This window comes from Promicromonospora sp. Populi, from assembly GCF_041081105.1.
Lineage (GTDB): Bacteria > Actinomycetota > Actinomycetes > Actinomycetales > Cellulomonadaceae > Promicromonospora.
This window is the reverse complement of the sequence record NZ_CP163528.1, coordinates 4,774,877-4,797,980: the sequence shown is the minus strand read 5'-3', so window position 1 is coordinate 4,797,980 and position 23,104 is coordinate 4,774,877. Positions and strand designations below refer to the sequence as shown.

At 72.1% G+C, this 23,104-nt stretch carries 25 protein-coding genes; 11 read left to right on the top strand and 14 right to left on the bottom strand.

The window, feature by feature from the left end:
• Positions 1-230: 230 nt before the first annotated feature.
• Positions 231-506 (bottom strand): mycothiol system anti-sigma-R factor, encoded by a 276-nt coding sequence (gene rsrA, locus AB1046_RS21745; RefSeq protein WP_369371367.1) that lies wholly within the window; start codon positions 504-506, stop codon positions 231-233.
• Positions 503-1,228: a sigma-70 family RNA polymerase sigma factor gene (locus AB1046_RS21740; protein ID WP_369375793.1), complete on the bottom strand. Its 726-nt coding sequence runs from the start codon at positions 1,226-1,228 to the stop codon at positions 503-505. Before AB1046_RS21740 ends, rsrA begins: the two co-directional genes overlap by 4 nt.
• 438 nt (positions 1,229-1,666) lie before the next feature.
• Here AB1046_RS21740 and AB1046_RS21735 point away from each other — a divergent pair, with 438 nt between their 5' ends.
• Genes AB1046_RS21735 through AB1046_RS21725 form a run of 3 tightly spaced genes read left to right on the top strand, consistent with a single transcriptional unit; the run spans position 1,667 to position 4,646 of the window.
• Positions 1,667-2,137 carry a DoxX family membrane protein gene (locus tag AB1046_RS21735; RefSeq protein ID WP_369371366.1) on the top strand — a complete coding sequence of 157 codons (471 nt, stop codon included), beginning with the start codon at positions 1,667-1,669 and terminating at the stop codon, positions 2,135-2,137.
• 40 nt (positions 2,138-2,177) lie between these two features.
• Positions 2,178-3,491, top strand: coding sequence for a 3-phosphoshikimate 1-carboxyvinyltransferase (aroA, locus tag AB1046_RS21730; protein WP_369371365.1), 1,314 nt, complete (start codon positions 2,178-2,180; stop codon positions 3,489-3,491).
• Between the two features lie 27 nt (positions 3,492-3,518).
• Complete coding sequence (locus tag AB1046_RS21725) at positions 3,519-4,646, top strand: ribosome small subunit-dependent GTPase A (protein WP_369371364.1); 1,128 nt, start codon at positions 3,519-3,521, stop codon at positions 4,644-4,646.
• 19 nt (positions 4,647-4,665) lie between these two features.
• On the opposite strand, the gene AB1046_RS21720 is transcribed toward AB1046_RS21725, so the two are convergent.
• Together AB1046_RS21720 and AB1046_RS21715 are read right to left on the bottom strand one after the other, a co-directional pair.
• The gene (locus AB1046_RS21720) at positions 4,666-5,112 is read right to left on the bottom strand and encodes a VOC family protein (RefSeq protein ID WP_369371363.1); all 447 of its coding nucleotides are present in this window, start codon (positions 5,110-5,112) and stop codon (positions 4,666-4,668) included.
• A 62-nt stretch (positions 5,113-5,174) separates the two neighbouring features.
• Positions 5,175-5,810, bottom strand: coding sequence for a hypothetical protein (locus AB1046_RS21715; RefSeq protein WP_369371362.1), 636 nt, complete (start codon positions 5,808-5,810; stop codon positions 5,175-5,177).
• Positions 5,811-5,911: 101 nt separating this feature from the next.
• Between AB1046_RS21715 and AB1046_RS21710 the strand changes: the two genes are divergently transcribed.
• The 3 genes from AB1046_RS21710 to AB1046_RS21700 are packed head-to-tail and all read left to right on the top strand — an operon-like array spanning position 5,912 to position 8,466.
• A complete protein-coding gene (locus AB1046_RS21710; RefSeq protein ID WP_369371361.1) occupies positions 5,912-6,880 on the top strand; it encodes a Gfo/Idh/MocA family protein in 969 nt (322 codons plus the stop codon).
• On the top strand, positions 6,877-7,890 hold the full coding sequence (locus tag AB1046_RS21705) for a Gfo/Idh/MocA family protein (RefSeq protein WP_369371360.1): 1,014 nt from the start codon (positions 6,877-6,879) through the stop codon (positions 7,888-7,890). Before AB1046_RS21710 ends, AB1046_RS21705 begins: the two co-directional genes overlap by 4 nt.
• Positions 7,891-7,893: 3 nt before the next feature.
• Entirely contained in the window at positions 7,894-8,466 is a 573-nt protein-coding gene (locus AB1046_RS21700; protein ID WP_369371359.1) for a hypothetical protein, read from the top strand.
• Between the two features lie 9 nt (positions 8,467-8,475).
• Here AB1046_RS21700 and hisN read toward each other — a convergent pair whose 3' ends face one another.
• The 3 genes from hisN to AB1046_RS21685 form a co-directional block, all read right to left on the bottom strand.
• Positions 8,476-9,276, bottom strand: coding sequence for a histidinol-phosphatase (gene hisN / locus AB1046_RS21695; RefSeq protein ID WP_369371358.1), 801 nt, complete (start codon positions 9,274-9,276; stop codon positions 8,476-8,478).
• 98 nt (positions 9,277-9,374) lie between these two features.
• Positions 9,375-10,658: a CpaE family protein gene (locus AB1046_RS21690; protein ID WP_369371357.1), complete on the bottom strand. Its 1,284-nt coding sequence runs from the start codon at positions 10,656-10,658 to the stop codon at positions 9,375-9,377.
• Positions 10,655-11,335, bottom strand: coding sequence for a hypothetical protein (locus AB1046_RS21685; protein WP_369371356.1), 681 nt, complete (start codon positions 11,333-11,335; stop codon positions 10,655-10,657). Before AB1046_RS21685 ends, AB1046_RS21690 begins: the two co-directional genes overlap by 4 nt.
• Before the next feature lie 195 nt (positions 11,336-11,530).
• On the opposite strand from AB1046_RS21685, the gene AB1046_RS21680 reads away from it, so the two are divergent.
• Positions 11,531-11,749, top strand: a complete 219-nt coding sequence (locus tag AB1046_RS21680) for an AlpA family transcriptional regulator (RefSeq protein WP_116673897.1) — start codon at positions 11,531-11,533, stop codon at positions 11,747-11,749.
• 81 nt (positions 11,750-11,830) lie between these two features.
• Here the strand turns inward: AB1046_RS21680 and AB1046_RS21675 are convergent, their stop codons facing one another.
• Positions 11,831-12,385 (bottom strand): hypothetical protein, encoded by a 555-nt coding sequence (locus AB1046_RS21675; RefSeq protein ID WP_369371355.1) that lies wholly within the window; start codon positions 12,383-12,385, stop codon positions 11,831-11,833.
• 153 nt (positions 12,386-12,538) lie between these two features.
• Between AB1046_RS21675 and AB1046_RS21670 the strand changes: the two genes are divergently transcribed.
• Positions 12,539-13,423, top strand: coding sequence for a LysM peptidoglycan-binding domain-containing protein (locus AB1046_RS21670; protein WP_369371354.1), 885 nt, complete (start codon positions 12,539-12,541; stop codon positions 13,421-13,423).
• Between the two features lie 98 nt (positions 13,424-13,521).
• Positions 13,522-14,223 (top strand): Rv3235 family protein, encoded by a 702-nt coding sequence (locus tag AB1046_RS21665; RefSeq protein ID WP_369371353.1) that lies wholly within the window; start codon positions 13,522-13,524, stop codon positions 14,221-14,223.
• Between the two features lies 1 nt (position 14,224).
• On the opposite strand, the gene AB1046_RS21660 is transcribed toward AB1046_RS21665, so the two are convergent.
• The 5 genes from AB1046_RS21660 to AB1046_RS21640 all read right to left on the bottom strand — a co-directional run bounded on the left by AB1046_RS21660 (position 14,225) and on the right by AB1046_RS21640 (position 18,765).
• Positions 14,225-14,863, bottom strand: a complete 639-nt coding sequence (locus tag AB1046_RS21660) for a nucleoside/nucleotide kinase family protein (RefSeq protein ID WP_369371352.1) — start codon at positions 14,861-14,863, stop codon at positions 14,225-14,227.
• Complete coding sequence (locus AB1046_RS21655; RefSeq protein WP_369371351.1) at positions 14,863-15,738, bottom strand: PfkB family carbohydrate kinase; 876 nt, start codon at positions 15,736-15,738, stop codon at positions 14,863-14,865. The genes AB1046_RS21660 and AB1046_RS21655 overlap by 1 nt, the downstream gene beginning before the upstream one ends.
• A gap of 146 nt (positions 15,739-15,884) precedes the next feature.
• Positions 15,885-16,670: a MerR family transcriptional regulator gene (locus AB1046_RS21650; protein WP_369371350.1), complete on the bottom strand. Its 786-nt coding sequence runs from the start codon at positions 16,668-16,670 to the stop codon at positions 15,885-15,887.
• A 51-nt stretch (positions 16,671-16,721) separates the two neighbouring features.
• Positions 16,722-17,168: a DUF779 domain-containing protein gene (locus AB1046_RS21645; protein ID WP_369371349.1), complete on the bottom strand. Its 447-nt coding sequence runs from the start codon at positions 17,166-17,168 to the stop codon at positions 16,722-16,724.
• 73 nt (positions 17,169-17,241) lie between these two features.
• On the bottom strand, positions 17,242-18,765 hold the full coding sequence (locus AB1046_RS21640; RefSeq protein WP_369371348.1) for an aldehyde dehydrogenase family protein: 1,524 nt from the start codon (positions 18,763-18,765) through the stop codon (positions 17,242-17,244).
• Between the two features lie 300 nt (positions 18,766-19,065).
• Here AB1046_RS21640 and AB1046_RS21635 point away from each other — a divergent pair, with 300 nt between their 5' ends.
• Positions 19,066-20,706, top strand: coding sequence for a von Willebrand factor type A domain-containing protein (locus AB1046_RS21635; RefSeq protein ID WP_369371347.1), 1,641 nt, complete (start codon positions 19,066-19,068; stop codon positions 20,704-20,706).
• Between the two features lie 168 nt (positions 20,707-20,874).
• Here AB1046_RS21635 and AB1046_RS21630 read toward each other — a convergent pair whose 3' ends face one another.
• On the bottom strand, positions 20,875-21,420 hold the full coding sequence (locus AB1046_RS21630) for a hypothetical protein (protein WP_369371346.1): 546 nt from the start codon (positions 21,418-21,420) through the stop codon (positions 20,875-20,877).
• A gap of 370 nt (positions 21,421-21,790) precedes the next feature.
• Between AB1046_RS21630 and AB1046_RS21625 the strand changes: the two genes are divergently transcribed.
• Positions 21,791-23,092: a transcriptional regulator gene (locus AB1046_RS21625; protein WP_369371345.1), complete on the top strand. Its 1,302-nt coding sequence runs from the start codon at positions 21,791-21,793 to the stop codon at positions 23,090-23,092.
• Positions 23,093-23,104 lie beyond the last annotated feature (12 nt).

Below are 23,104 nucleotides of genomic sequence, written 5' to 3'. Positions count from 1 at the left end.
AGTCACCTGTCAGGAGACACAGATGAGCAAGCGCGGTCGCAAGCGCCGTAGTCGTGCCGGCAAGGCAGCGAACCACGGCAAGCGTCCCAACACCTGAGTCGGCTCCAGCGTCCGTCAGGACCGCGAGCCGCCCAGCTGGGCACGAAGAAGGGCCGGAACCCCACCTTGTTTCCAAGACGGGTTCCGGCCCTTCTTTCGTTTTTTATGCCCGCGCGCTCAGCCCGGCGTCGTCACTCGACGACGGCCAGCACTGTCAGCTGCTGACGGATACGCACCCGCAGCGTGTCCGGCGCGCGCTCGCTGCACGACCGCTTCACCAGCTGCTTGACCAGGTCCTCGACGCTCAGCTCCGCCAGGCACGGCGAGCAGTGGGCGACGTGCGCGCGCATGCGCTGCTCGTCCTCCGGCGTCATCTCGGAGTCCAGGTACTCGTACAGGTGCGTCAGTGCGTGTTCGCACTCGGACTCCCCCGCACTGTCGTGCGGGATCGGTTTGATGTTGTTCACTGCGCACCTCCGGGCGCCTGGCTGACGAGTCCTCGCTGAGCGGCATAGTCGGCGAGGAGCTCACGCAGCTGCCGGCGTCCGCGGTGGAGACGGGACATCACCGTCCCGATCGGAGTCCCCATGATCTCCGCGATCTCCTTGTAGGGGAAGCCCTCGACGTCGGCGTAGTACACGACCATCCGACGGTCCTCCGGGAGCTGGGCGAGCGCCCGCTTCACGTCGCTGTCCGGGAGCCGGTCCAGCGCCTCGGCCTCGGCCGAGCGCAGGCCGCGCGACGTGTGCGACTCCGCCCGCGCGATCTGCCAGTCCTCGACCTCCTCGGTCTGGGACTGCTGCGGCTCGCGCTGCTTCTTGCGGTAGCTGTTGATGAACGTGTTCGTCAGGATGCGGTACAGCCAGGCCTTCAGGTTGGTGCCCGGCCGGTACTGGTGGAACGCGGCGAACGCCTTGGCGAACGTCTCCTGCACCAGGTCCTCGGCGTCCGCGGGGTTGCGCGTCATGCGCAGCGCCGCGGAGTAGAGCTGGTCGAGGTATTGGAGGGCGTCCCGCTCGAAGCGCACGGCGCGGGCCGCGGCGTCCTCCTCCTGCGGGGAGCGCTCGGTGGACTTGTCGTCACCGTCGATCTCGGCGCGGAGCTCGCTGGGGCTCGTGCCTGAGCTCTGAGCGGCGCTCTCGGCCGCGGTCCCGGTTACACCCTCGTTCGCGTTCGTGTCGGGGCGCACCCCGGCGTCGGCGCCGACGGCGTCCCCGCCGGTGCCCTGGTTCTGCTCGCGCGAAGTGTCAGTCATTACGGTCGAGCCTAGCCGCGTCGGCCAGCCCGTGTCCGCCAGTGCCGCCGAGAGAGCGTCCGCCGAGGACTTCGCGTTGAGGATCCCCGCGTCGATGCCGGACCCGAGCAGGTCCGCCGGGACCGCTCCGAACCTGACCGGCGCGCCCAGCGCGCCCACTACCGGAGTGCCGATGGGGCCCGTCGTCGCGCCTGCCGCCGTGCTGGTCGCCGTGCTTGTCACCGTGTCGATCACCCTGTTCTTCACCAGATCCTTCTCGAGACACCGCTCCACGATTCGTTCAACCCTCGCCCCCGGCACCGAATTCCCGGCGCACAGCATCGGTGCGGTCACCCTGCTGCATCGAGCGTCCTGATCTGCCATGGTGGAGGCATGCTGCTTCGACACATCGCGCGACCCCTGCTGGCCTCATCGTTCATCTACGACGGACTGCAGGCTGCCCGGAAGCCGAGCGAGCACGTGACCGCCGCCAAGACCGGATCCGCCCTGGCCACGCGAGCGCTCGGAGCAGAACCACTCAGCGAGAAGCAGGTCACGGCGCTCGTCCGCGCGCACGGCATCGCGACCGCCACCGCCGGCGCGCTGCTCGCGCTCGGGAAGGCGCCCCGCGCGTCCGCGATCACGCTGGCCCTGCTCACGCTGCCGCTCGTCGTGGTGAACCAGCCCTTCACGGCCCCCAAGGAGGAGCGCCCGGCGCGGACCGAGCGGTTCCTGCGCAACCTCGCCTCCGTGGGCGCCGCCCTCATCGCGGGCGTGGATCACGAGGGTCGGCCCGGCCTGTCGTGGCGCGTCCAGCAGGCCCGCGCGGCGCGTGCGGACGCGAAGGCCGCCGCCAAGGAGTGAGTCTCGACCGCTTTTGCGCGCGCCACGATAATCTCGGCACATGACTTCCCCCACCACCGCGCCCGCACCCACCTGGGAGGCGCCGCTCGCCGGCGCCCCGCTGGACGCGACGGTCGAGGTACCCGGCAGCAAGTCGCTGACCAACCGGCTCCTGGTGCTCGCCGCCCTCGGGGACGGCCCGGGCACGCTGCGCGGAGCCCTGCGCAGCCGGGACGCCGACCTCATGATCGGCGCCCTGCGCGCGATGGGCGCCGGGATCGAGGAGGGTGACCAGCCGAGCACGCTGCGCGTGACACCCGGGCCCGTCACCGGCGGCACCGAGGTGGACACCGGCCTGGCCGGCACCGTGATGCGGTTCCTGCCGCCATTCGCGGCCCTGGCCGATGGCCCGGTGCGGTTCGACGGCGACCCCGAGGCGCGCGTCCGCCCGATGCTCCCGGTCCTGGCGGCGCTGCGCACGCTCGGCGTCGTGGTGCACGGCGACGACCCCGGCGAGCTCCCGGCCTACCTCCCGTTCACCGTGGAGGGCCGGGGCAGCGTGCGGGGTGGGGCCGTCGACGTCGACGCCTCCGGGTCCTCGCAGTTCGTGTCCGGGCTCCTGCTCGCCGCGCCGCGCTTCGAGCGCGGGCTCACGCTGCGGCACATCGGCGCCACGCTGCCGAGCTTGCCGCACATCGAGATGACGGTCTCGACGCTGCGCGATGCCGGCGTCGTGGTGGACGACACCCGGGACGGCATGTGGGACGTCTCGCCGGGACCGATCGCGGGCCGCGACGTCCGGGTCGAGCCGGACCTGTCCAACGCCGCGCCGTTCCTCGCCTCCGCCCTGGTGGCGGGCGGCACGGTGCGCGTGCCCGGCTGGCCGACGCTGACGACGCAACCCGGGGCGATGGTCCCCGAGCTGCTGGAGCGCATGGGCGGTACGTACACCCTGGCCGACGGCGTCCTGTCCGTTACCGGGACGGGCGAGATCCACGGGATCGACGTCGACCTGCGTGCCGGTGGCGAGCTCGCGCCCACGTTCGCCGCGCTGGCGGCGCTCGCCGACTCGCCCTCCAGGCTGCGGGGCATCGCGCACCTGCGGGGCCACGAGACGGACCGCCTGGCGGCGCTCGCCCGCGAGATCACCCGGCTCGGAGGGCAGGCGGAGGAGACCCGCGACGGCCTGGTCATCACGCCGCGGCCGCTGCGGGGCGATGTGGTGCGCACGTACGCCGACCATCGCATGGCGACCTCCGCGGCCCTGCTGGGCCTGCGGGTGCCCGGCGTGCTGGTGGAGAACGTCGGCACCACCGCCAAGACGCTGCCCGACTTCACCGGCATGTGGCTGAGCATGCTCGGCTCCGCCGCGTGACGGGCATCGGCTGATGGGGACCGCCTGATGAGCCGGCGCGGCCTGGACGAGTCGGACTTCCACTCCCGCCCGTCCAAGCGCGGCTCACGCCCCCGGACCAAGCAGCGGCCGGAGCACTCCGACGCCGTGACCGGCCTCGTCACGGGCGTGGACCGGGGGCGCTACACGCTGCTGGTCGGGGACGCGACCGGCAACGCGTCCGACGAGACCGTCGTGACCGCCATGAAGGCGCGCGAGCTCACCCGCACGCGGGTGGTCGTGGGCGACCGGGTCGACGTCGTGGGCGACGTCTCCGGCGGCGAGGGATCGCTCGCGCGCATCGTGCGCATCCAGGAGCGCACCTCGACGCTGCGCCGCACCGCCGACGACACCGACCCGTTCGAGCGCATCGTCGTCGCCAACGCGGACCAGCTTGTCATCGTGACGGCGCTGGCCCAGCCCGAGCCCCGCACCGGCATGATCGACCGCTGCGTCGTGGCCGCCTACGACGCCGGGATGTCGGTGCTGCTCTGCCTGACGAAGGCCGACCTCGCCTCCCCCGACGTGCTCCGCGAGCTCTACGAGCCGCTCGGGGTGGAGGTGGTGGTGACGCGGCGGGCGCCGTCCGGCGACCTGGGCGACGGCGCGAACCGCGAGGCCGACGGCGCGAACCGCGCAGGCCAGACGGCCGGTGGCCTGGTCCTGGCACCCGAGTCCGTCGAGGAGGTCCGGGACCGGCTGCGTGGCCTCGTGTCGGTGCTGGTGGGGCACTCCGGTGTCGGCAAGTCGACGCTGATCAACGCTCTGGTACCGGAGGCCAAACGTGCCACCGGCGTCGTCAACGACGTCACCGGCCGGGGCCGGCAGACCTCGACATCGGCGGTGGCGCTGCGGCTGCCCGTGGCGGAGACCTACGACGGCTGGGTGGTCGATACCCCGGGCGTGCGCTCGTTCGGCCTGGCACACGTCGAGGTCGCACACCTGCTGCACGCGTTCGAGGACCTCGACGAGGTGGCACAGGAGTGCCCGCGCGGCTGCACGCACCTCGCGGACGCCCCGGACTGCGCCCTCGACGACTGGATCGAGGCCTCCCCGGAGGACGAGCGGCCGGCCCGCGCGGCCCGGCTCAACTCATTCCGCCGCCTGCTCTCCTCCAGGACAGGCCCGGACGCCTGATCGCTGACGGCTGACCCAGTTACGTCTGCAGGAACATCCAGCGGTGGCCCTCCAGGTCCTCCGCTCGGTACGAGCGGCCGTACGGGGCCTCCTCGATCGCGGAGAGCAGGCCGGCGCCGGCCGCCTGGGCGCGGGCGAGGTGCGCGTCGACGTCGGCCACGTGGACCAGCACTCCGTCGATCACCCAGGGCGTCGACAGCCAGGCGTCCGCGGCTCTGCAGTGGGCGCGGTGCGCCGTCGGACCCTCGTACGACGCGAGCTCGGCCAGCATGACGCGCCCGCCCCCGGCGTCGAGCTCGCCGTGGGAGAGGTGGCCGTCGTCGTCCAGCCAGCGTTCCGCCTCGGTGAAGCCGAACACCTCGATGAGCCAGTCCATGGCCGCGACGCCGTCCTGGTAGGACAGCATGGGGATCACCGCGGGTTCGGGCAGGGTGGCAGGTTCAGGAAAGATCGTGGGTTCGGGCATGTCGACCTCCTCGCTCTCGAACAACTGTACGAGTTTTTGGAGGTTCTGTCGAGACGTGTGCGCTACACCACCTGGAAGCCGAACAGCTCCACGGCCCACGGGTCCAGCCGGCCGGCGGACGGGCCGCCGTCGTCGGCGCCCTCCCCACTGAAGCCGAAGAACTCACGCAGGGCGTGCTCGCCCAGGACCAGCGGATTGAACGGCAACGGGTAGTCCTCACCGCCCGCAGCCGGGTGCGTGCCCGCCCAGAAGGGCTCCTCGAAGGCGAGCCGCTCGCCCATGTCCTCCAGGAGACCGTCGTCGGGCGAGAGGCTCAGCGAGCGCACCAGCTCCCCGTCCCGCCACACGGCGAAGGCGAACCAGTCCACCGCGTTGTGCATCGCGTGCAGGTAGAGGGTGCGGCCCATGCTCGCGTCGACCAGGTGCGCGGGCAGCTGCGAGGGCCGGTCGAGCATGAGGGCCTGGTCGCACAGGACGTCGACCTCCGGCGTCGACAGCGCGCAGGCCCTGCCCTCCGGCGGGAACACCGCATCACCGAGGTCCCAGGGCTCCTCCCCGTCCGGGCGGATCCGCGCGGGTGGCCACAGCAGGCCGAGCAGCTCAGCGGCCCCAGCCTCGTCCGCGAAGTCGGCGGCCGCGGTCAGTCCTGCGGCCACGTCCCCGTCCGCGTACACCAGCATCGCGGTCTTCAGTCCCACTTGTCCCCCTCGTCGGCTTCGCGGAAAGGGTAGCGAGCCAGGACGAACACGCATCTCGAGAACGCACCCCGGACGAGCCGCGGCCCCACTAGCCTCGTCCCATGACCACTGTCGGACTTCTCGGCGCCGGCGGGATCGCCGGAGTCCATATCGCGGGCTGGCTCAAGCTCGGGGTGGAGGTCGTCGTGCACAGCGTGAACGGCGCGGACGAGCTCGTCGCGCGGTACGGCGGACAGGTCGCCCCGTCCCTGGACGAGCTGCTCGCCCGCTGCGACGTCGTCGACATCTGCACCCCGACGCACACGCACCGGGCCCTGGTGGAGGCCGCGGCGGCGGCCGGCTGCGACGTCGTCTGCGAGAAGCCCTTCGCGCTGACCGTCGAGGACACGGAGGCGATGATCGCCGCCTGCGCGGCCGCAGGGGTCGGCCTGTTCCCGGCGCATGTGGTGCGGTACTTCCCCGAGCACGCGGTGGTGCACGACGCCGTAGAGCGCGGCGACCTGGGCACGCTCGCCGTGCAGCGCTGTGACCGGCAGGGCGTCATGCCGACCTCGCCGTGGTTCCTCGACTCGGACCTCTCGGGCGGGATCGTGATGGACCTGATGATCCACGACATCGACTTCGCCACCTGGAACGCGGGCCCCGTCGCGTCCCTGCGCGCGGTGCGCTCCGTGCCGGACCGGTCGGGCACCGTCGCGGCGCAGGTGGTGCTTACCCACACGTCGGGCAGCGTGAGCAGCATCGGCGGGGTCTGGTCGGCCCGGCCGGTGGCGTTCCGTACGCGCTTCGAGGTCGCCGGGACGGGCGGCGTGCTGCGGTACGACTCCGCGACGAACCCCACCACCTGGGTCAACGGCGGGGCTGCGGCCGGCACCGACGGCTATGTGCCGACGGCGGCGCTCGGCGAGAGCCCGTACCTGACCGAGCTGCGGGAGTTCCTCGCGGCGTTCCGCGGCGGCCCGCAGCCCCGGGTCACCGCCGCCGACGGGCTCGAGGCCGTCCGCGTGGCCGACGCCGCGCGCCGCTCCCTCGGCCTGGGCGAGGTCGTCGAACTGGAGGGACCACGATGAAGGTCGCCCTGATGTCGTTCGCGCACACGCACGCCCTCGGTTACGCGCGCCTGCTCGCGGCGCTGCCCGACGTCGAGCTGCTCACCTCCGACCCGGACGCCGTCACCCGCCCGGCCGGTGAGTCGGGCGGCGCCGCGCTCGCCGCGGAGCTCGGCGTCGGCTACGTGGACACCTACGAGGAGCTGCTGGCCTGGGGGCCGGACGCCGTGATCGTCTGCTCCGAGAACGCGCGCCACCGCGCGCACGTCGAGGCCGCCGCCGCAGCGGGCGCCGCGGTGCTCTGCGAGAAGCCGCTCGCGACGTCGGTAGCCGACGCCGAGGCGATGGTGGCCGCCTGCGCCGCCGCGGGTGTGCCGCTCATGGTCGCGTTCCCGGTGCGCTTCTCTCCCGCGTTCACCGACCTGCGCGACCAGTACCGGGCGGGCCGCATCGGCAAGGTCCACGCGATCACCGGCACGAACAACGGCCAGGTGCCCGCCGTGCGAGCCTGGTTCACCGACCCCGAGCTGGCCGGCGGGGGCGCGATGACCGACCACACCGTTCACCTCGCCGACCTGGTCGACTCCCTGCTCGACGGCGTCCCGGCGGTCCGGGTGCACGCGACGGCCAACAACCTGCTGCACCCGGACGCCGCGGTGGAGACGGCGGGGATCGTCACGGTCACCTACGCGGACGGCACCAACCTCACCATCGACTGCAGCTGGTCGCGGCCGGCCTCGCACTCGATCTGGGGCGGCCTGACGCTCTCGGTGGTCTCCGACGCCGGCCTCATCGACGTCGACCCGTTCGCGCCCCGGGTCTCGGGCTGGTCGGAGTCCAAGGCCAACGAGCTGTCGCTCGGTTACGGGCCGAACCTCGACGAGGCGCTCCTGACGACGTTCCTCGACGCCGTCCGCACCGGGACCACGCCGCAGCCGGACGGCCAGGCCGGGGTGCGCACCACCGCGATCGTCGAGGCCGCCTACCGGTCGTGGCGCGAGGGTCGTGCGGTCGACGTGGCCCACACTTAGCACATGCGCATCTACGTGCCCGCCACGCTCGACGAGCTCGACGCCGTCACCCACACCGCCGACGCGGCCCGCTGGACCGTCGCCCCGCGCACTGCGCACGCCGTCACGAAGCAGCTCGAGGCGACCCTGCCCGACGAGGACGCCGAGAGCCTCGAGTACACCGCCGCACTGAACGCCGCCGACGACTCCCTCGCGCTGATCGCCGGCCGCCCGGACGCCCCGCACCAGCGGGTGATCATCACGGTAGAGGTCCCGGACGCGGCGATCGGCCTGGCCTCGGAGGGCGGGGCATCCGACGGCGGAGCATCCGATGACGACGAGCCGGTCGCCTCCGAAGTTCAGGTGACCAGCACCGTCGAGAACGTCGCGATCGTCTGCGTGCACGTAGACGAGGTGGAAGCGGCGTCCGACATCGCGGACGTGCTGGCCGCCGCGGACGAGGAGAGCGACGCCGAGACGACCACGGAGATCGGCGAGGAGTCACTGACCGCGCTCGACGAGGCGCTGCAGCGCGTCACCGACCGCGACCTTCTCTGGTACGACTGGAGCGAGCTCAAGAGCATCCCGCGCGCCTGAGGGGCCCGCTCAGGCCAGGAAGTCGAGCACTTCCTTGTGCAGCTTTCCGTTCGTCGCCACCGCGTTGCCGCCCCACGGCCCGGGCTTGCCCTCGAGCGACGTGAACGTGCCGCCTGCCTCGGTGAGGATCGGCACGAGCGCGGCCATGTCGTACACCTCGAGCTCTGGCTCCGCGGCGATGTCGACGGCGCCGTCGGCCACCAGCATGTACGACCAGAAGTCGCCGTACCCGCGGGTGCGGGCGCACGCGCGAGTCAGGTTGAGGAAGCCCTCCAGCTTGCCGCGCTCCTCCCAGCCGCCGAGGGACGCATAGCTGAACGACGCGTCCGCGAGCCGCGAGACGCCCGACACGGACATGCGCGACGCGGCTGCCAGCGACTTTCCGGTCCACGCGCCCGATCCCTTGGCCGCCCACCAGCGGCGGCCCAGAGCGGGCGCGCTGACGAGGCCGACAACTACCTCTTCGCCGTCGGCCAGGGCGATCAGCGTGGCCCACACGGGGACACCACGCACGAAGTTCTTGGTGCCGTCGATCGGGTCGATGATCCAGCGCCGCGCACCGTTGCCGGCTGAGCCGTACTCCTCGCCGACTATCGCGTCGCGCGTGCGGGCCCGGGCGAGCTGGCCGCGGATGAAGTCCTCGGCCGCACGGTCGGCGTCGGACACCGGCGTGAGGTCCGGCTTGGTCTCGACCTTGAGGTCCAGCGCCCGGAACCGCGACATGGTGATGGAGTCGACCTGGTCGGCGATCACGTGCGCCAGACGCAGGTCGTCGGCGTAGTTGTCCTTCGTCACGGCGGGCACGGGCACAACTTAGCGTCGGATGTCACAAACATGGCGCCAAGCCGCGCCGGTCGGGCGGATTGTTACCCGGGTCGCGCTCCCGGCACGTGCCTCACACGACGGCCTCAGACGACGGCGGGGACCAGCTCCCGGACGCGGTCGGCGAGCCCGACGAAGGCGGCGCGCGCCGGGGATCCGGGCGCGCACTCCGCCAGCACCCGGCCTGCCAGCAGCGCGGCGTCCAGGCCCGCCGGGTCGTCGGGCACGAGGTAGACGTCCTCCACCCCGGCGTACCGCGCGAGCGCGTCGCGCACCTGGGCATCGGCCCGCCGTCCGACGGCGGAGACGCGCACCCGGTTGACCACCACGAGGCGGGCCGCCGGCACCGGCACCGAGGCGTCCCGCAGGTCCTCCAGGCCGCGCACGAGGCGCTGCAGCCCCACCGGGTCCGCCCCACCGACCACCACCACGATGTCCGCGGCCTGCAGCGCGCTCAGGGTCGCGCCGTTGCGCTGCGGTGCGCGTGTGTCGTACATGAGGAGCTCGTCGGCCTCGAGAACCGGCCCGCAGTCGACCACCGTCCAGGCGGCCAGCTCGCGGCAGCGCTGGAAGACCACGTCGAGCGAGGTGGCCGGCAGCTCCGGCCAGCGGGACGCACGGGTGATGCCCGTCAGGACCCGCACTCCGGGCAGCGCCATCGGGCTGTGCCGGGCGAGCGTCCGCACGTCGAGCGCCCCTTGCCCGGCCGAACGAGCGGCGGCGGCCAGGCCGGGAGCGTCGTCGAGCAGGCCGAGGCGCGAGGTCACGGAGGACGCGTACGTGTCGGCGTCGGCCAGGAGCACCTGCCCCGCGGCGACGGCGGCCGGCGCGGGGCGATGCCTGCGCAGCAGGCCGGAGCGACGCGCCGCCTGGGCGCCCACCCCGGCGAGCGCGGCGGCGAGCTCGATGGCGGTGGTGGTCCGCCCGGGCGACCCGGCCGGGCCCCAGACGGCGATGATCATGCCGGGACCGGCCCCGGGTCCGGGCAGCCCGGCCGTGAGCTCGGCGACCTCCGGCGCGTCGCCCCGGACCCCGGCGACCAGGCTCTCCGTGTCCCCGCTCGCCACCACGACGTCGCAGCCCAGCCCGGCGAGCCGTTCGGCGGGCGTGGCCGGGTCCTCGATCGCGACCACGCGCAGCCCCGCCCCGCGCAACCGCGCCACCGCGTCCCGGTCCAGGCCGGGCAGGTCCCCGGAGACGACGGCGGCCGTACCGGCGCCCGCCTCGGCCGCCGCCAGCAGCTCGGTCAGCTCCGCGCACCGCCGGGCCACCGTCACCTGCGACTGCGCGCCGAGGGCGGTGACCGCCGCCGCCTCGTCCTCGGGCGTGTGCACCGCCACCAGGACGGTGACCACTCGTTCCTCGCTCATCGGAGACCGCCCGCCACGGGAACTACCGTGACCGTGCCCGTGTCCGAGAGCGCGGAGAGCACCGTCGGGAGGGAGTCGGCGGGCACCAGCACGTGCAGCGTGACGGTGCCGTCCACCACGATGGCCCCGTCCTCGGCGTCCACCTGTTCGACGACGACGTCGCGCGCGAGCGTGCTCGGCTCCGGTCTGGCCGCACCCGGCTCCGGCGTGACGGGTGCCTCCGGCACGAACCACAGGTCCACCACCGCGCCCGTGCGGATCCGGTCCGAGAGGCCGGAGGCGACCGGTACCGCCACGGACCGGACATCAGCATCGGCACCGAGGGCGGTCAGCGGGACCAGCTCGCCGTCGTCCACGACGCGGAGCGCCACGAGATCCGCCGGCAACGCCTCGTCCGCGGGGAGGTACCGGCCCGCCCCGGCCCCGAGTCGGACGTCGACGGTGCGGAGCGCGTCCGCGGTGAGCGGCGTGCCGGGAGTCAGGGCTCCGTCCGCGACGAACACCGGGACGGTCCGGCTCGCGGTCGCAACCACCCAGGAGCCGAGCGCCACGGACAGAGCCACGATGACGATGCCGGTCACGAGCCGCGGGTCGCGCCAGCGGGGTCGGCGCAGCCGGGTAGCGACCGGCTCCGGGAGACCCTGGCCCGGGACTTGGGGCGCCGGGGCATACGACATCTTGGTCCTTCCGCGTACTTTGGTGGACTTTGAGTAGAACGTCGAGTACAAGTTGAAGTGCTGATCTGGACACAATGGGGCACAGCCCAGGCAGAGCGCCGGAACCATAGTGATCGAACGTCGCCGATCCGGCATCAGATAAACACTTCTTGTGGATAACCCCCTCATGTCGGTGTCTCGTGCCACACTGTTCCCATGGAAAAGCGCTTTCTCTCTCTGGCCGATGTGGTCGAGACCCTGAACATCTCGATGGCCCAGGGGTACGCACTGGTGCGGACCGGTGACCTTCCCGCCATCCAGGTAGGCCCCAAGAAGGTCTGGCGGGTCGAGGCCGCGGAGCTCGAGGCATACATCGAGCGCATGTATGCAAAGAGCCGTGAGCGGCTCAAGGGTTCTGCGACCACGGACGCCTGAAAGGCCCGTCGCACACGGGACCGGACCACTCCATGCGGAGTGGCATCGGTCCCGCTCCATTTACCGGCATTGCCGACAAGTTCAGGGCGCTTCGCTCACGGCCAGCAAGGCCGAGAACGGAACCAGCCGGGTTCCGCGATCATCGAGTACATCGATGTCCAGGTGATCTTTGCCGACCCGTGCAATCCGCCCACCCACGGTTCCGCCGAGCGTGCGCACCGTGACCCGCGCGCGGTCGCGCTGGAGAGTCCGCAGCACGGGACCGAGACCAAGCAGGTCTCGCCGCGACGTCGCTGACGCCGCCTGACGACCCAGCCCGTTCACTCCGGCGATCGCGGCCAACGGCACCAGGTGCAGGCCGGCCGGTTCCGGCCGGACCCCCTGGAGCAGGGCCCACTCGTCCGCCGCCTCCCGCACGATGCCGCGCAGCGCAGCGCCGTCGAGCAGCTCGAGGGTGACCTCGGTCCCTATAGCGGCGCGGAATCGGTCCGCGAGCATCATCGTCGCGTGCTCGGCACGCGTCAGCTCGGACACGAGGGCGTCGGCCTCGGCCGCTGACTGCGCACGCGCCTGCGCCTCGAGGTCGCCGAACAGCGCCTCCCATCGGGTGGGACCTACCGGCTGCGTGGATGTCATGGTGCCACCCTGCGCTATCCACAGCCATCCCGCTCTCCGGTAGACACCCCGACGACACCGTTGTTGAATATCGAGCACCGGACGATATCAACAACCATCATCGTCGGATTGAGTAGTCATCCACGCCGGATTCCGACCATCGCAGGGGGAACCATGTCGAGCAGCGCCCTCAGGCACACATCGCCGTCGTACGGAGCAAAGAGTCGTCAGCAGTGCCCGTGGACAGAGGACTGGGACGGCGCGTCGCGTCCGCCGCACGCGTGGCACGACGGCGCGTCGCGTCCGCCGGGCACGCGGCACGATGGCGCAGCGCACCCGCCGCGCACCTGGCACGGGCTCGCCGGGCTGCTGGCTCTTGGCATCGTCCTGGTCGTGGCGGCCGGCGTGCTCGCCGCACGGACCTGGCAGGTGGGCGCGGGCCTGGGCTCGGCGCTCTTCCCGGTCGAGGACATCGTCGAGCTCGCGGCGGTGGCCGTCGGCACCGTGCTGGCGAGCTGGGTGGGGCTGCACGCCTTCGTCGCGCTGGCCTGGGTGCTGGCGGGCCGCTCCGGCCTGCGCTGGGCAGCGGGCGAACGGACGGTGGCGCTGCACGCACCGGCGGTTATACGCCGCCTCGCCCGGGTCGCCGCTGGTGCAGGGCTCGGTCTAGCCCTGACCGCCCCGACGGCGATGGCCGTGCCGGACTGGGGCGCCGGGGCCGCCTCGTCAGCGGACCCCGACTCCGCAGTTGTGCTCGAGCTCGGCTGGCAGCCGACCCAGGGCGCAGCCGCGTCGCGACCCAGGCCGGCGCCGGATCGCACCTCGCTGGTCAACCGAGGCCAGGGCACCGGGACGGGACGCGAGCCGGTAGTGGTGGTCGAGCCGGGAGACACACTCTGGGCGATCGCGGCCGACCGGCTCGCCGCCGAGCAGGCGACGGCGGACCCGTCCGACGCCGAGATCGCCGCCGCCGTGCCGCGGTGGCACGAGGCCAACCGGCAGACGCTGGGCCCCGACCCCGACCTGATCCACCCGGGCATGGTGCTGCGCGAGCCCTGACGCCGCCGCCCCGCGCACTCGCGACTGATCTCCGCCCCGACCAGACGCCACCGCACGCCACTCACGCCCACCACCACCGCCACGCCCCAGGAGAGCGCATGACCGCTGTCGACGTCCCACCGCCCGCTCCGTCCGACGCCCCACCGGCTGCCGCACCCGACGACGCGCCCCCGCGCCGCCCGAGCACACCGAACCAGAACCCGCCGAGCCCGAGACTGGCGCGACCGACCCCCGTCCCGTCGGGGCCGTCGTCGCCAGCACGATCGAGCTCGACCACGTCAGGCACCCCGTCGCCGGCGCGCCGACCTGTCGCACCGCTCGTCGGGCCCGTCACCGGGCCCGGGATCGGCCGACGGCTGCGGCGCATGCGGATCGGCGGCACGCCGTACCCGGAGCTGCAGAACGCGGCGGCCGCCCTCGAGGCGGTGTCCGGGCGTCCGGCACCCGAGCCGGATCCCGCCCTGCCCGACCCCACCGCGCAGGTATGTCGGGTGGTCCGTGCCGCGGTGGAGGTGCTCCGGGGCGAGCGCCCGGCGGCCCAGCTCGCGCGCTGGGTCACGCCGCAGGTCTACGACCAGCTGCTGGAGCGGGGGCGGCTCATGCGGGAGGCCCGGCAGCACCGCGCGCCGCGCCCGAAGGCACACGCGGCAACGGTCCGGCGCGTCCGGATGGTCCGGCTGGGCGACAGCTCGGCCGAGGCGACAGTGATCCTGCACGACGAGGGCCGGGTCCGTGCCGCTGCCGTGCGGCTGGAGGCGCGCCGCGGGGTCTGGCGGGTGGCGGTCCTCGAAATCGGGTGAGCTACACCCACTCGACGATCAGGTCTGCCGCGTCCCGGGTCGTCGCGATGAGGTCCGCGTTGCGCTGGTCGGTGCCGCCGGCCCACGCCTCGGCGGCGGGCAAGGACTTGCCGAAGGCCTGGTGCCGGGCGACGAGGCGCCGCAGGCGCTCGGCCTCGGGCAGGTCGACGTACCAGACCTCCGCCATCCGGGAGCGCGCGGCGGGCCAGGCGCCGCCGGGGGCGAGGAGGTAGTTGCCCTCCGTGATGACCAGGGGCTCGCTGGTGACCGCGGTACCCGCGGCGATCGGCTCCTCGATCTCGCGGCGGAACACCGGCGCGTAGACGGTCGGGCTGCCGGGGCCGCGGTTCGCGATGCGGTCGATCAGGGCGGCGTACCCGGCGTCGTCGAACGTGTCGATGGCGCCCTTGCGGTCGCGGCTGCCGTTGGCCACCAGCACGGCGTTGGACAGGTGGAAGCCGTCCATGCCGACGACGACGGCCGCGCCGGGCGGGAGCCCGTCAGCGAGCGCGGCGGCGAGCGTGGACTTTCCCGCGCCGGGCGGGCCGGTGATCCCGAGGACGTGTGCCCGCCCGGCGCGCGCGGCGTCGTCGGCGAGCCGCGCGGCACGCTCGACGAGCTCGCCAGTTGTCAGCCGCACTACAGGTTCTCCAGCCAGGACCGGGGGCCGACGTACTGCACGCGGAGGGTCGCCACCCGCACCGCCTCCTGGACCGCGCCCTCCAGGCCGGCGCCGCGCGCGAGCGCCACGACCAGCGCACCGTGGAACGCGTCCCCAGCGCCGAGGGTGTCGCGCACGTCGACGGCGGGCACCTCGGTGGACCCGTGCCTGCCGTCCGCGTCGCACCAGGTCACGGGCTCCGCGCCGTGAGTGGCGACCGTGGCGTGGGAGCGCGGGACGCCGTCCGGGGGGTGGAAGTCCGCGGACCGGGCAGTGACGTCCGCCCAGCCCATGAGCTCGGCGAAGACCGGTCGCCACCGGCCGGCGTCGAGCACGATCAGGGGGCGCGGCTCCAGGGCTCGCGCGTAGGCCAGCACGCTGCGGGCCAGGTCCGGGTGGTGCCCGTCGAGCAGGACCACGTCGGGCCGGGGCAGGGCATCGAGGTCTGCCGCTACGACGTCGAAGGCGCCGGTGAGCATGGCGTCGGGCGAGACTACCGACCGGTCGCCGGTCTCGTCGTCGACAATGACGGCGGAGACGGCCAGGGGGATGGTGCTGCCCTCTGCGACGTCGTGCAGCTCGACGCCGTGATCCTCCAGGTCACCGCGGGCGGCCGCACCCACGGGGCCTGCGCCCACCGGACTGATCAGCAGGGCCCGCGCCCCGAGCGTCGCGGCGGTGACCGCCGCGTTGGCCGCGGGGCCGCCCGCGGACACGTCCTGTCGAACGGCGGTGATCTTCTGGTTGGGGCCCGGTCGAACGGCGCTCCGATGGATCACATCGAGCGTCGTGAGACCCGCAAACCAGCAGGTCACCGCGGGTTTCTGGGGGTTTTCGGCGGCGGCGTCGGGCATGTGCAGAGGCTACCTTTGAAACTGCGTGTCAGTGACCGGTCCTGCGGCGGTACTGACGACCGGTAGACCAGCGAGTCCCCGGCCCGGGCACGGAACGCCCAGGCCGGGGACTCACCGGTCATCAAGATCACCGTGCAGCACGGAGCTCAGGAATCACCCTTCGGGTAATTTCGCTCCACGAAAACACGGATGGTCGACCGCACGAACTGCGCGCCCTCCAGGCCGCCGTAGTTCGCGCCGAACCGGTCGTCCGCCACGTACATGTCGGCCAGGCCGAGCAGGTACCCGCGCTCCGGGAGCTGCACCTCGGACCCGGGTGTGCCCGGGACGGACCCGAGCCAGGCGGCATGCCGCGCGGCAAGCACCTGCGCCTCGTCCGAGGCCGGGTCGATCCCGGCCACCGCGGCGTCCGCCCAGTCCTTGCTGAGCGCCGCGACCTGCGCCTTCCAGTCCCGCTGCTCGTCCACGCTGAGCCCGCGCCACCAGGCGTCGCTCTTCTGGTACGCGTCACGTCCCCAGCGCTCGGTGACCTCCTGCTCGTAGACGGTGTGGTCAAAGCCGTCGAGCATGTCCTTCGCCATGATGTCCTCCCCTCTGTCCGGGTCCTTCTCGAGATCGGCGACGGTCCGTTCGACCGACACGATCTGCCGGGCCAGCCGGCCTTGCTCCGCCCGCAGCGCGACGAGGTGCTTGCGCAAGGCCTGCGCCTCGTCCCGCTGGGTGTCGAGCACCTCGGCGATGTCGCCGAGGCCGAGCCCGAGATCACGCAGCAGCAGGATCCGCTGCAGCCGCACCACAGCGGTGCGGTCGTAGCGGCGTGGGCCACTGTCCGTCGTACGGACGGCGGGCAGCAGCCCGACGGCGTCGTAGTGCCGAAGCGTTCGGCTCGTGACGCCGGTCAAGCGCGCGATCTCCTGTATGGACCATTGCATGAGCACCACGGTAGAGGTTGACGCCGCGTCAACTTCAACCCCTTCATCAGATCAGTCTGCGAGCCGCTCCCACTCCTCGTCCGTGAACAGCCGGGACCGGATCAGGAACCGCACGCCCTCGGGTGCCTCCACGCTGAACCCGGCACCCCGGCCGGGCACCACGTCGATGGTCAGGTGCGTGTGCTTCCAGTACTCGAACTGGTTGCGGCTCATCCAGACCGGGACCGTGAACGGGGTGTCGTCCACGGAGTCCGGTCCCACGGCGTCCGCCGTCGTGATCGCGAGGTCGCCGAGGTGCACGTCCGCGTCGCCGGTGATGAAGTCGCCGTCCGGGTAGCACATGGGCGACGAGCCGTCGCAGCAGCCGCCGGACTGGTGGAACATCAGCTCACCGTGCTTGACGCGCAGCCGCGCGAGCAGCTTCGCCGCGTCGTCCGTCACGGCGACCCGCGCAGGTGGGGCGCCGACCGCCTGGGGCGAGTGGACGTCGTCAGACATAGAACCCTCCTCGTGGATACGGTCAGACGTACAGGTCACGCGAGTGACCTGTACGTCTGGCACGGCGGGGCCTTTAGAAGAAGCCCTGCTTGCCCTGCGCGTAGCTCACCAGCAGGTTCTTGGTCTGCTGGTAGTGGTCGAGCATCATCTTGTGGTTCTCGCGTCCCACGCCCGAGCCCTTGTAGCCGCCGAACGCCGCCGCCGCCGGGTAGGCGTGGTAGCAGTTGGTCCACACGCGACCCGCCTCGATCGCGCGCCCCGCTCGGTAGGCTTCCGCGCCGGACCGGGTCCACACTCCCGCACCCAGCCCGTAGAGGGTGTCGTTGGCGATCTTGATCGCGTCGTCGAAGTCGCCGAACTCCGTCACCGCCACCACCGGCCCGAAGATCTCCTCCTGGAAGATCCGCATGGAGTTCTTGCCCTCGAAGATCGTGGGAGTCACGTAGTACCCACCCGCGAGGTCCCCCTCCATCTCGGCCCGGTACCCGCCGGTGAGCACCTTGGCGCCCTCCGCCTTGCCGATGTCGAAGTAGCTGAGAATCTTCTCGAGCTGGTCGTTGCTCGCCTGCGCGCCGATCATCGTGTCGGTGTCCAGCGGGTTGCCCTGCTTGATCGCCTCGACGCGCACCACGGCGTCGGCCAGGAACGAGCTGTAGATGTCCGACTGGATGAGCGCGCGGGACGGGCACGTGCACACCTCGCCCTGGTTGAGGGCGAACATCGTGAAGCCCTCCAGGGCCTTGTCGTAGAACTCGTCGTTCGCCGCGGCGACGTCGCTGAAGAAGATGTTCGGCGACTTGCCGCCCAGCTCCAGCGTCACGGGAATGATGTTCTGCGACGCGTACTGCATGATCAGGCGGCCCGTCGTGGTCTCACCCGTGAACGCGATCTTGCGGATCCTCGGTGAGCTCGCGAGCGGCTTGCCCGCCTCCGCGCCGAACCCGTTGACCACGTTGATGACACCCGGCGGGAGCAGGTCCGCGATGAGCTCCATCAGGTACAGGATCGACGTCGGCGTCTGCTCGGCCGGCTTGAGCACCACGGCGTTGCCTGCCGCGAGCGCCGGCGCCAGCTTCCACACCGCCATCAGGATCGGGAAGTTCCACGGGATGATCTGCCCGACCACACCCAGCGGCTCCTGGAAGTGGTAGGCGATGGTGTCACCGTCGATCTCGCTGATCGACCCCTCCTGCGCCCGGATCGCGCCCGCGAAGTAGCGGAAGTGGTCCACGGCCAGCGGGAGGTCGGCGGCGAGGGTCTCGCGGACGGGCTTGCCGTTCTCCCAGGTCTCGGCGACGGCCAGCTCCTCGAGGTGCTCCTCGATGCGGTCGGCGATCCTGTTCAGGACGAGCGCACGCTCGGTGACCGACGTGCGCCCCCAGGCCGGCGCCGCGCCGTGCGCGGCGTCGAGCGCCCGGTTGATGTCGTCGGCGTCGCCGCGCGCCACCTCGGTGAAGGTCCGCCCGTTCACAGGGCTCGGATTCTCGAAGTACTGCCCGTTCGCGGGCGCCACGTACTCGCCGCCGATCCAGTGGTCGTACCGGGGCCGATAGGTGGCGATGGCACCTTCGGTACCCGGGGCTGCGTAAACGGTCATGGTCTGCCTCCTCGCAGGTTCTCGTGCCCGTCGTCGGCTGCCCGACGGCGGAACCACACCCGGGTGCAGCGGTGCACCCAGGTGGGGCCGAGGTTAGGCAGGCGGGCGTTGCATCGGGGTTGCAGGCCACCGCAACCCGACCGTGACCTCGCCACCGCAAGTCCCGCGACCGTCGGAACAGATGGATTCCAGAGGACAGATCGCCGGATCCCCGAAGCCGGACCACGAGCCGAGCACGATGAGAGGCCTCCCATGACCCCCGCACCCCGCCGGACCCAAACCACCGCAGGCGCTCGGCCATTGGCCATTCCGCTGATGGTGCCGCTGGCGGCGGCGCTGACCGTGGTGCTGGCACTCGCGGGCTGCACCGCCCAGGACGAGCCGGTTCAGACCGCGGCAGACTCGGCGGAACTGCTGGCCCCGGCCCCCGAGGCGCCGGCCGACAGGGACCTGGGCAACACAGAAGCACTGAGCGGTGCGGAGGCCGCGCCGGCACTCCCCGACCAGGACTTCGCCGGCCCCGGGACGACCGAGCGGATGATGCCGCCCGAGCAGCAGGAGGAGTACGACGACTCCCCCGAGTCGTCGTTCCAGGACGTCACCACCACCCCGCTGTCCACGTTCTCGGCCGACGTCGACACGGCGTCGTACTCCAACCTGCGCCGCCAGGTGAACCAGGGTGTGGCGCCCGAGGGCGTGCGCATCGAGGAGCTGGTCAACTACTTCGACTACGGGTACACGGCGCCCGACGCCGATGCGGAGCACCCGTTCTCCGTAGCGGCCCAGGTCGCGCCGGCGCCGTGGAACTCGGCACACCAGCTGGCGATGGTCGGTGTGCAGGCGACGGAGGCGCTACCGACGTCGGAGGGCAACAACATCGTGTTCCTGCTGGACGTGTCCGGGTCGATGGACGAGCCCAACAAGCTGCCCATGCTCGCCGAGTCGTTCGAGCTGCTGGTGGAACAGCTCGACGAGCGCGACCGGGTGTCGATAGTGACGTACGCGGGCGACAACCAGGTGGTCGCCGACTCGGTGCCCGGCTCGGCGCACGGGGTGCTGGTGGATCACCTGCGGTCGCTGCGCGCCGGCGGCTCGACGGGCGGCGCGGACGGGCTGCGGACGGCCTACGAGCTGGCCGAGAAGAACTTCGTCGAGGGCGGCAACAACCGCGTGGTGCTGGCGACCGACGGCGACTTCAACGTCGGCCCGTCGACCCCGCAGGAGCTCACGGAGCTGATCGAGGCCGAGCGGGAGTCCGGCGTCTACGTGTCGGTGCTGGGCTTCGGCATGGCCAATCTCAAGGACAACACGATGGAGGCCATCGCGGACCACGGGAACGGCAACTACGCCTACATCGACACGCTCGCGGAGGCGCGCAAGGTCCTGGTGGACGAGTTCGACTCGACGATGTTCGTGGTCGCCAAGGACCTCAAGCTGCAGGTGGAGCTGAACCCGGCCGCCGTCCGCTCCTACCGGCTGATCGGGTACGACAACCGGCGTCTGGCGGACGAGGACTTCGACGACGACACCAAGGACGCCGGCGATGTCGGGGCCGGGCACTCCGTGACCGCGTTCTACGAGCTGATCCCGGTCGGCGCGCCGGCCGACGAGGACTTCATGACCGTGCACGTGCGCTACAAGGCTCCGGGTGACGGCGGGGAGACTGGTCGGGTTGGAGCGACCGATGACGGCGAGGCGACGGCCAGCACGGAGGCGGCGTTCGCCGTCGGCCCCGACGCGTTCACGCCGACGCCGTCGGCGGACTTCGCCTTCGCGTCCGCGGTGGCCGAGCTCGGGCTGATCGCCACCGAGTCCGAGTACCAGGGGGCGGCGAGCCTCGACGCCGTCAGGGAGCGGGCCTGGAGCGCCCGGGGCGCGGATCCCTACGGGCTGCGGGCGGAGTTTGTCGACCTGGTGGATGCCTACCGTGCGCTGCCGTGATTTTCGCTCGAGTCCCGCTCCGGGGCAAAAGGCGCCAGAGCATTTGATGAATCGGAAAACACGGGCCGAAAGAGTTCCCGCATCCTCGGAGAAAGGCGATTTCTGGAAACAGATTTCGACATTCGAAAAGCGTTGGAACTCAATGCCATGGCCATGAGCCGGCGCGGATCAGGATCCGTTGTGCGATGCGAGCACCGTCCGGTTGCCGACCGGGTCACGAGTGTCCAGCACGCGCTGCGCACCCTGCGACTGCTGGACCATGTCAACGGCGATCCGCAGGTCCTCCACGGCCCAGTCGAGCGAGTTCTCGATGTGCGCTGCCTGGGCGAGCAGGGTGCGGGCCTGCGTCACGGAGCTAGGCGGGGTGTCGGTGACTCGCTGCGCCCCGGCCTGGCGGGCCTCGGCGATCGCCTCGGCGAGGATGATCCGGGTGGCTGGGTCGGCGACCTTGCCGTCGGAGTGCTGGTAGACGCGCTCCGCCATGTCCATGACGGCGGCCAGGTCGTGCGATCGGGCCGAGGTGCTGGAGACCTGGGTGTCGATCTGGGAGGTGAGCGCCACGATGCGGCTGGCCTCGTCCGCTTCGGCCGAAACGGTCCAGAGGGTGATGACGGCGGCGATGCCGGTGATGATCGCGGCCCCGAAAACCCAGGGCCTGCGGCCGCGGGCGCCGGCGACATCGCCTGCAACAACGAGGGGCGAAGGCTCCGCCACGTCCAGCGGCGGAAGCTGGGCTAGGTCGATCGTGGGTAGCCGGGTCGGACTGTCGCCCGGTTCGTCGTCAGTCCCGGATATCGCAGGTTCCGGTTTCGCCAATGCGATGGTGTTCAACTCTTCCCCCAAAGAGAGATCCCATGAAAACAAAGTGTCGGACTCGAGGCCCTTTGGATAACCGATGCGATTGACGCTAAGACTACATCTCACATGCCGCGCATCAAGGCCGTAATACACCGGCGATTCGCGGATTAGCGCTCCGCACCGGTGGGCGCCTTGGCGAAACCGGTGCACAACCTGTTGATGGCCTTGGCCCCGCGCCTACACTGGCTGGGTTCGACGACGACGTCCGAACAAGGTCAGGGGCAGCATGACGCAGGTGCCACACCGGGACGCGCAGTGGGTTCGCGCGGCGTACGAGAGCTTCGTCGGTTCTGCCGGCTCGCACGAACCCGACGGGATCGATCCCGTCGTCGCGGCCTCGTGGCGCCGGAGCCTGCGTAACGGTGTGGACCCGGACCATCCGGGCGAGGTGGCCGTCGCGGCGTCGGCCGACCTCGACGACTACCGACGCAACCACCCGCTCGCCATCGCGATGCCCCTCGTGCGCGACCTGGTGGGCGGTGCCACGAGCGACGACCTGGTGATCGCGGTGTCGGACGACATCGGCCGTCTCCTGTGGATAGAGGGCCGGGGACCGGTGCGCTCCGCGGTGGACCACGTCGGGTTCGTCGAGGGCGCGGTCTGGCGCGAGGAGTCCGTGGGCACCAATGCGCCCGGAACGGCCCTCGCCACGCGGGCTCCGGTCCAGGTGCTCGGGGCCGAGCACTTCGCGCGCCCGGTCCAGCGGCTGAGCTGCACCGCGGCCCCGGTGCACGACCCGGCGGGCGGGATCATCGGCGTCCTCGACCTCACCGGCGGCAGCGCCGCCGGCTTCCACGTCGCCCTCGCGCTGGTGCGGGCAACCGTCGCGATGGTCGAGCGCGAGCTCGCCGCACGCACCGCCGCACGGCTCCGGGAGTCCGACGGCGGCCGCCCGGCCTGGGCGGGTGGCCTCGACGTGGACCTGGGTCTGGGTGTCGGCGCGCCCGACCGCACCCCCGACCTCCGGGTGCTCGGCACGCCCACCCTGCGCGAGCGGCGGATCTCCCTGCGGCACGCCGAGATCCTGCTGCTGCTCGCCGAGCACCCCCGCGGGCTCGGCGCGGAGGAGCTCGCCGTGCTGCTGCACCCCGGCGACCTGTCGCTCGTGGCGGTGCGCGCGGAGATCTCCCGCCTGCGCAGGGTGGCCGACGGCGTCCTGGGTGGCCCGCTGCTCGCCGGGTCGCGGCCCTACCGGCTCGCGCGCCCGCTCTCGTCCGACGTCGACACCGTGCGATCCCGGCTTGGCCGCAGCGACGTGCGCGGCGCGCTGACGGCCTACGCCGAGCCGCTGCTGCGCCGGTCGGTCGCACCGGGTGTGGAGCGGCTGCGCGAGGAGGTAGCGGCCGAGGTCCGCGAGGCGGTGCACGCCTGCGACGACGCGTCCGCCGTCGAGCAGTGGACCGCACGCGACGAGGGTGCCGACGACCACGCGGCGTGGACGCGCCTGGCGCGGCTGACGCCGCCGGGCGGGCCGCAGGCGGCGCGGGCCTGGGCCCACCTGGGGGTGCTGGACCGTCGGCTGTCCTGACCGGGATCGGCA

Bases quoted from the DNA above. Each gene is read 5' to 3' on its own strand.
- AB1046_RS21735 (WP_369371366.1), top strand. From the start codon at position 1,667: ATGCTGCTTCGACACATCGCGCGACCCCTGCTGGCCTCATCGTTCATC.
- AB1046_RS21640 (WP_369371348.1), bottom strand. From the start codon at position 18,765: ATGACCGTTTACGCAGCCCCGGGTACCGAAGGTGCCATCGCCACCTAT.
- AB1046_RS21720 (WP_369371363.1), bottom strand. From the start codon at position 5,112: ATGCCCGAACCCACGATCTTTCCTGAACCTGCCACCCTGCCCGAACCC.
- AB1046_RS21710 (WP_369371361.1), top strand. From the start codon at position 5,912: ATGACCACTGTCGGACTTCTCGGCGCCGGCGGGATCGCCGGAGTCCAT.
- AB1046_RS21655 (WP_369371351.1), bottom strand. From the start codon at position 15,738: ATGCCCGACGCCGCCGCCGAAAACCCCCAGAAACCCGCGGTGACCTGC.
- AB1046_RS21625 (WP_369371345.1), top strand. From the start codon at position 21,791: ATGACGCAGGTGCCACACCGGGACGCGCAGTGGGTTCGCGCGGCGTAC.
- AB1046_RS21700 (WP_369371359.1), top strand. From the start codon at position 7,894: ATGCGCATCTACGTGCCCGCCACGCTCGACGAGCTCGACGCCGTCACC.
- AB1046_RS21685 (WP_369371356.1), bottom strand. From the start codon at position 11,335: ATGTCGTATGCCCCGGCGCCCCAAGTCCCGGGCCAGGGTCTCCCGGAG.
- AB1046_RS21725 (WP_369371364.1), top strand. From the start codon at position 3,519: ATGAGCCGGCGCGGCCTGGACGAGTCGGACTTCCACTCCCGCCCGTCC.
- AB1046_RS21690 (WP_369371357.1), bottom strand. From the start codon at position 10,658: ATGAGCGAGGAACGAGTGGTCACCGTCCTGGTGGCGGTGCACACGCCC.
- AB1046_RS21670 (WP_369371354.1), top strand. From the start codon at position 12,539: ATGTCGAGCAGCGCCCTCAGGCACACATCGCCGTCGTACGGAGCAAAG.
- AB1046_RS21650 (WP_369371350.1), bottom strand. From the start codon at position 16,670: ATGCAATGGTCCATACAGGAGATCGCGCGCTTGACCGGCGTCACGAGC.
- AB1046_RS21705 (WP_369371360.1), top strand. From the start codon at position 6,877: ATGAAGGTCGCCCTGATGTCGTTCGCGCACACGCACGCCCTCGGTTAC.
- aroA (WP_369371365.1), top strand. From the start codon at position 2,178: ATGACTTCCCCCACCACCGCGCCCGCACCCACCTGGGAGGCGCCGCTC.
- AB1046_RS21680 (WP_116673897.1), top strand. From the start codon at position 11,531: ATGGAAAAGCGCTTTCTCTCTCTGGCCGATGTGGTCGAGACCCTGAAC.
- AB1046_RS21665 (WP_369371353.1), top strand. From the start codon at position 13,522: ATGACCGCTGTCGACGTCCCACCGCCCGCTCCGTCCGACGCCCCACCG.
- AB1046_RS21675 (WP_369371355.1), bottom strand. From the start codon at position 12,385: ATGACATCCACGCAGCCGGTAGGTCCCACCCGATGGGAGGCGCTGTTC.
- AB1046_RS21645 (WP_369371349.1), bottom strand. From the start codon at position 17,168: ATGTCTGACGACGTCCACTCGCCCCAGGCGGTCGGCGCCCCACCTGCG.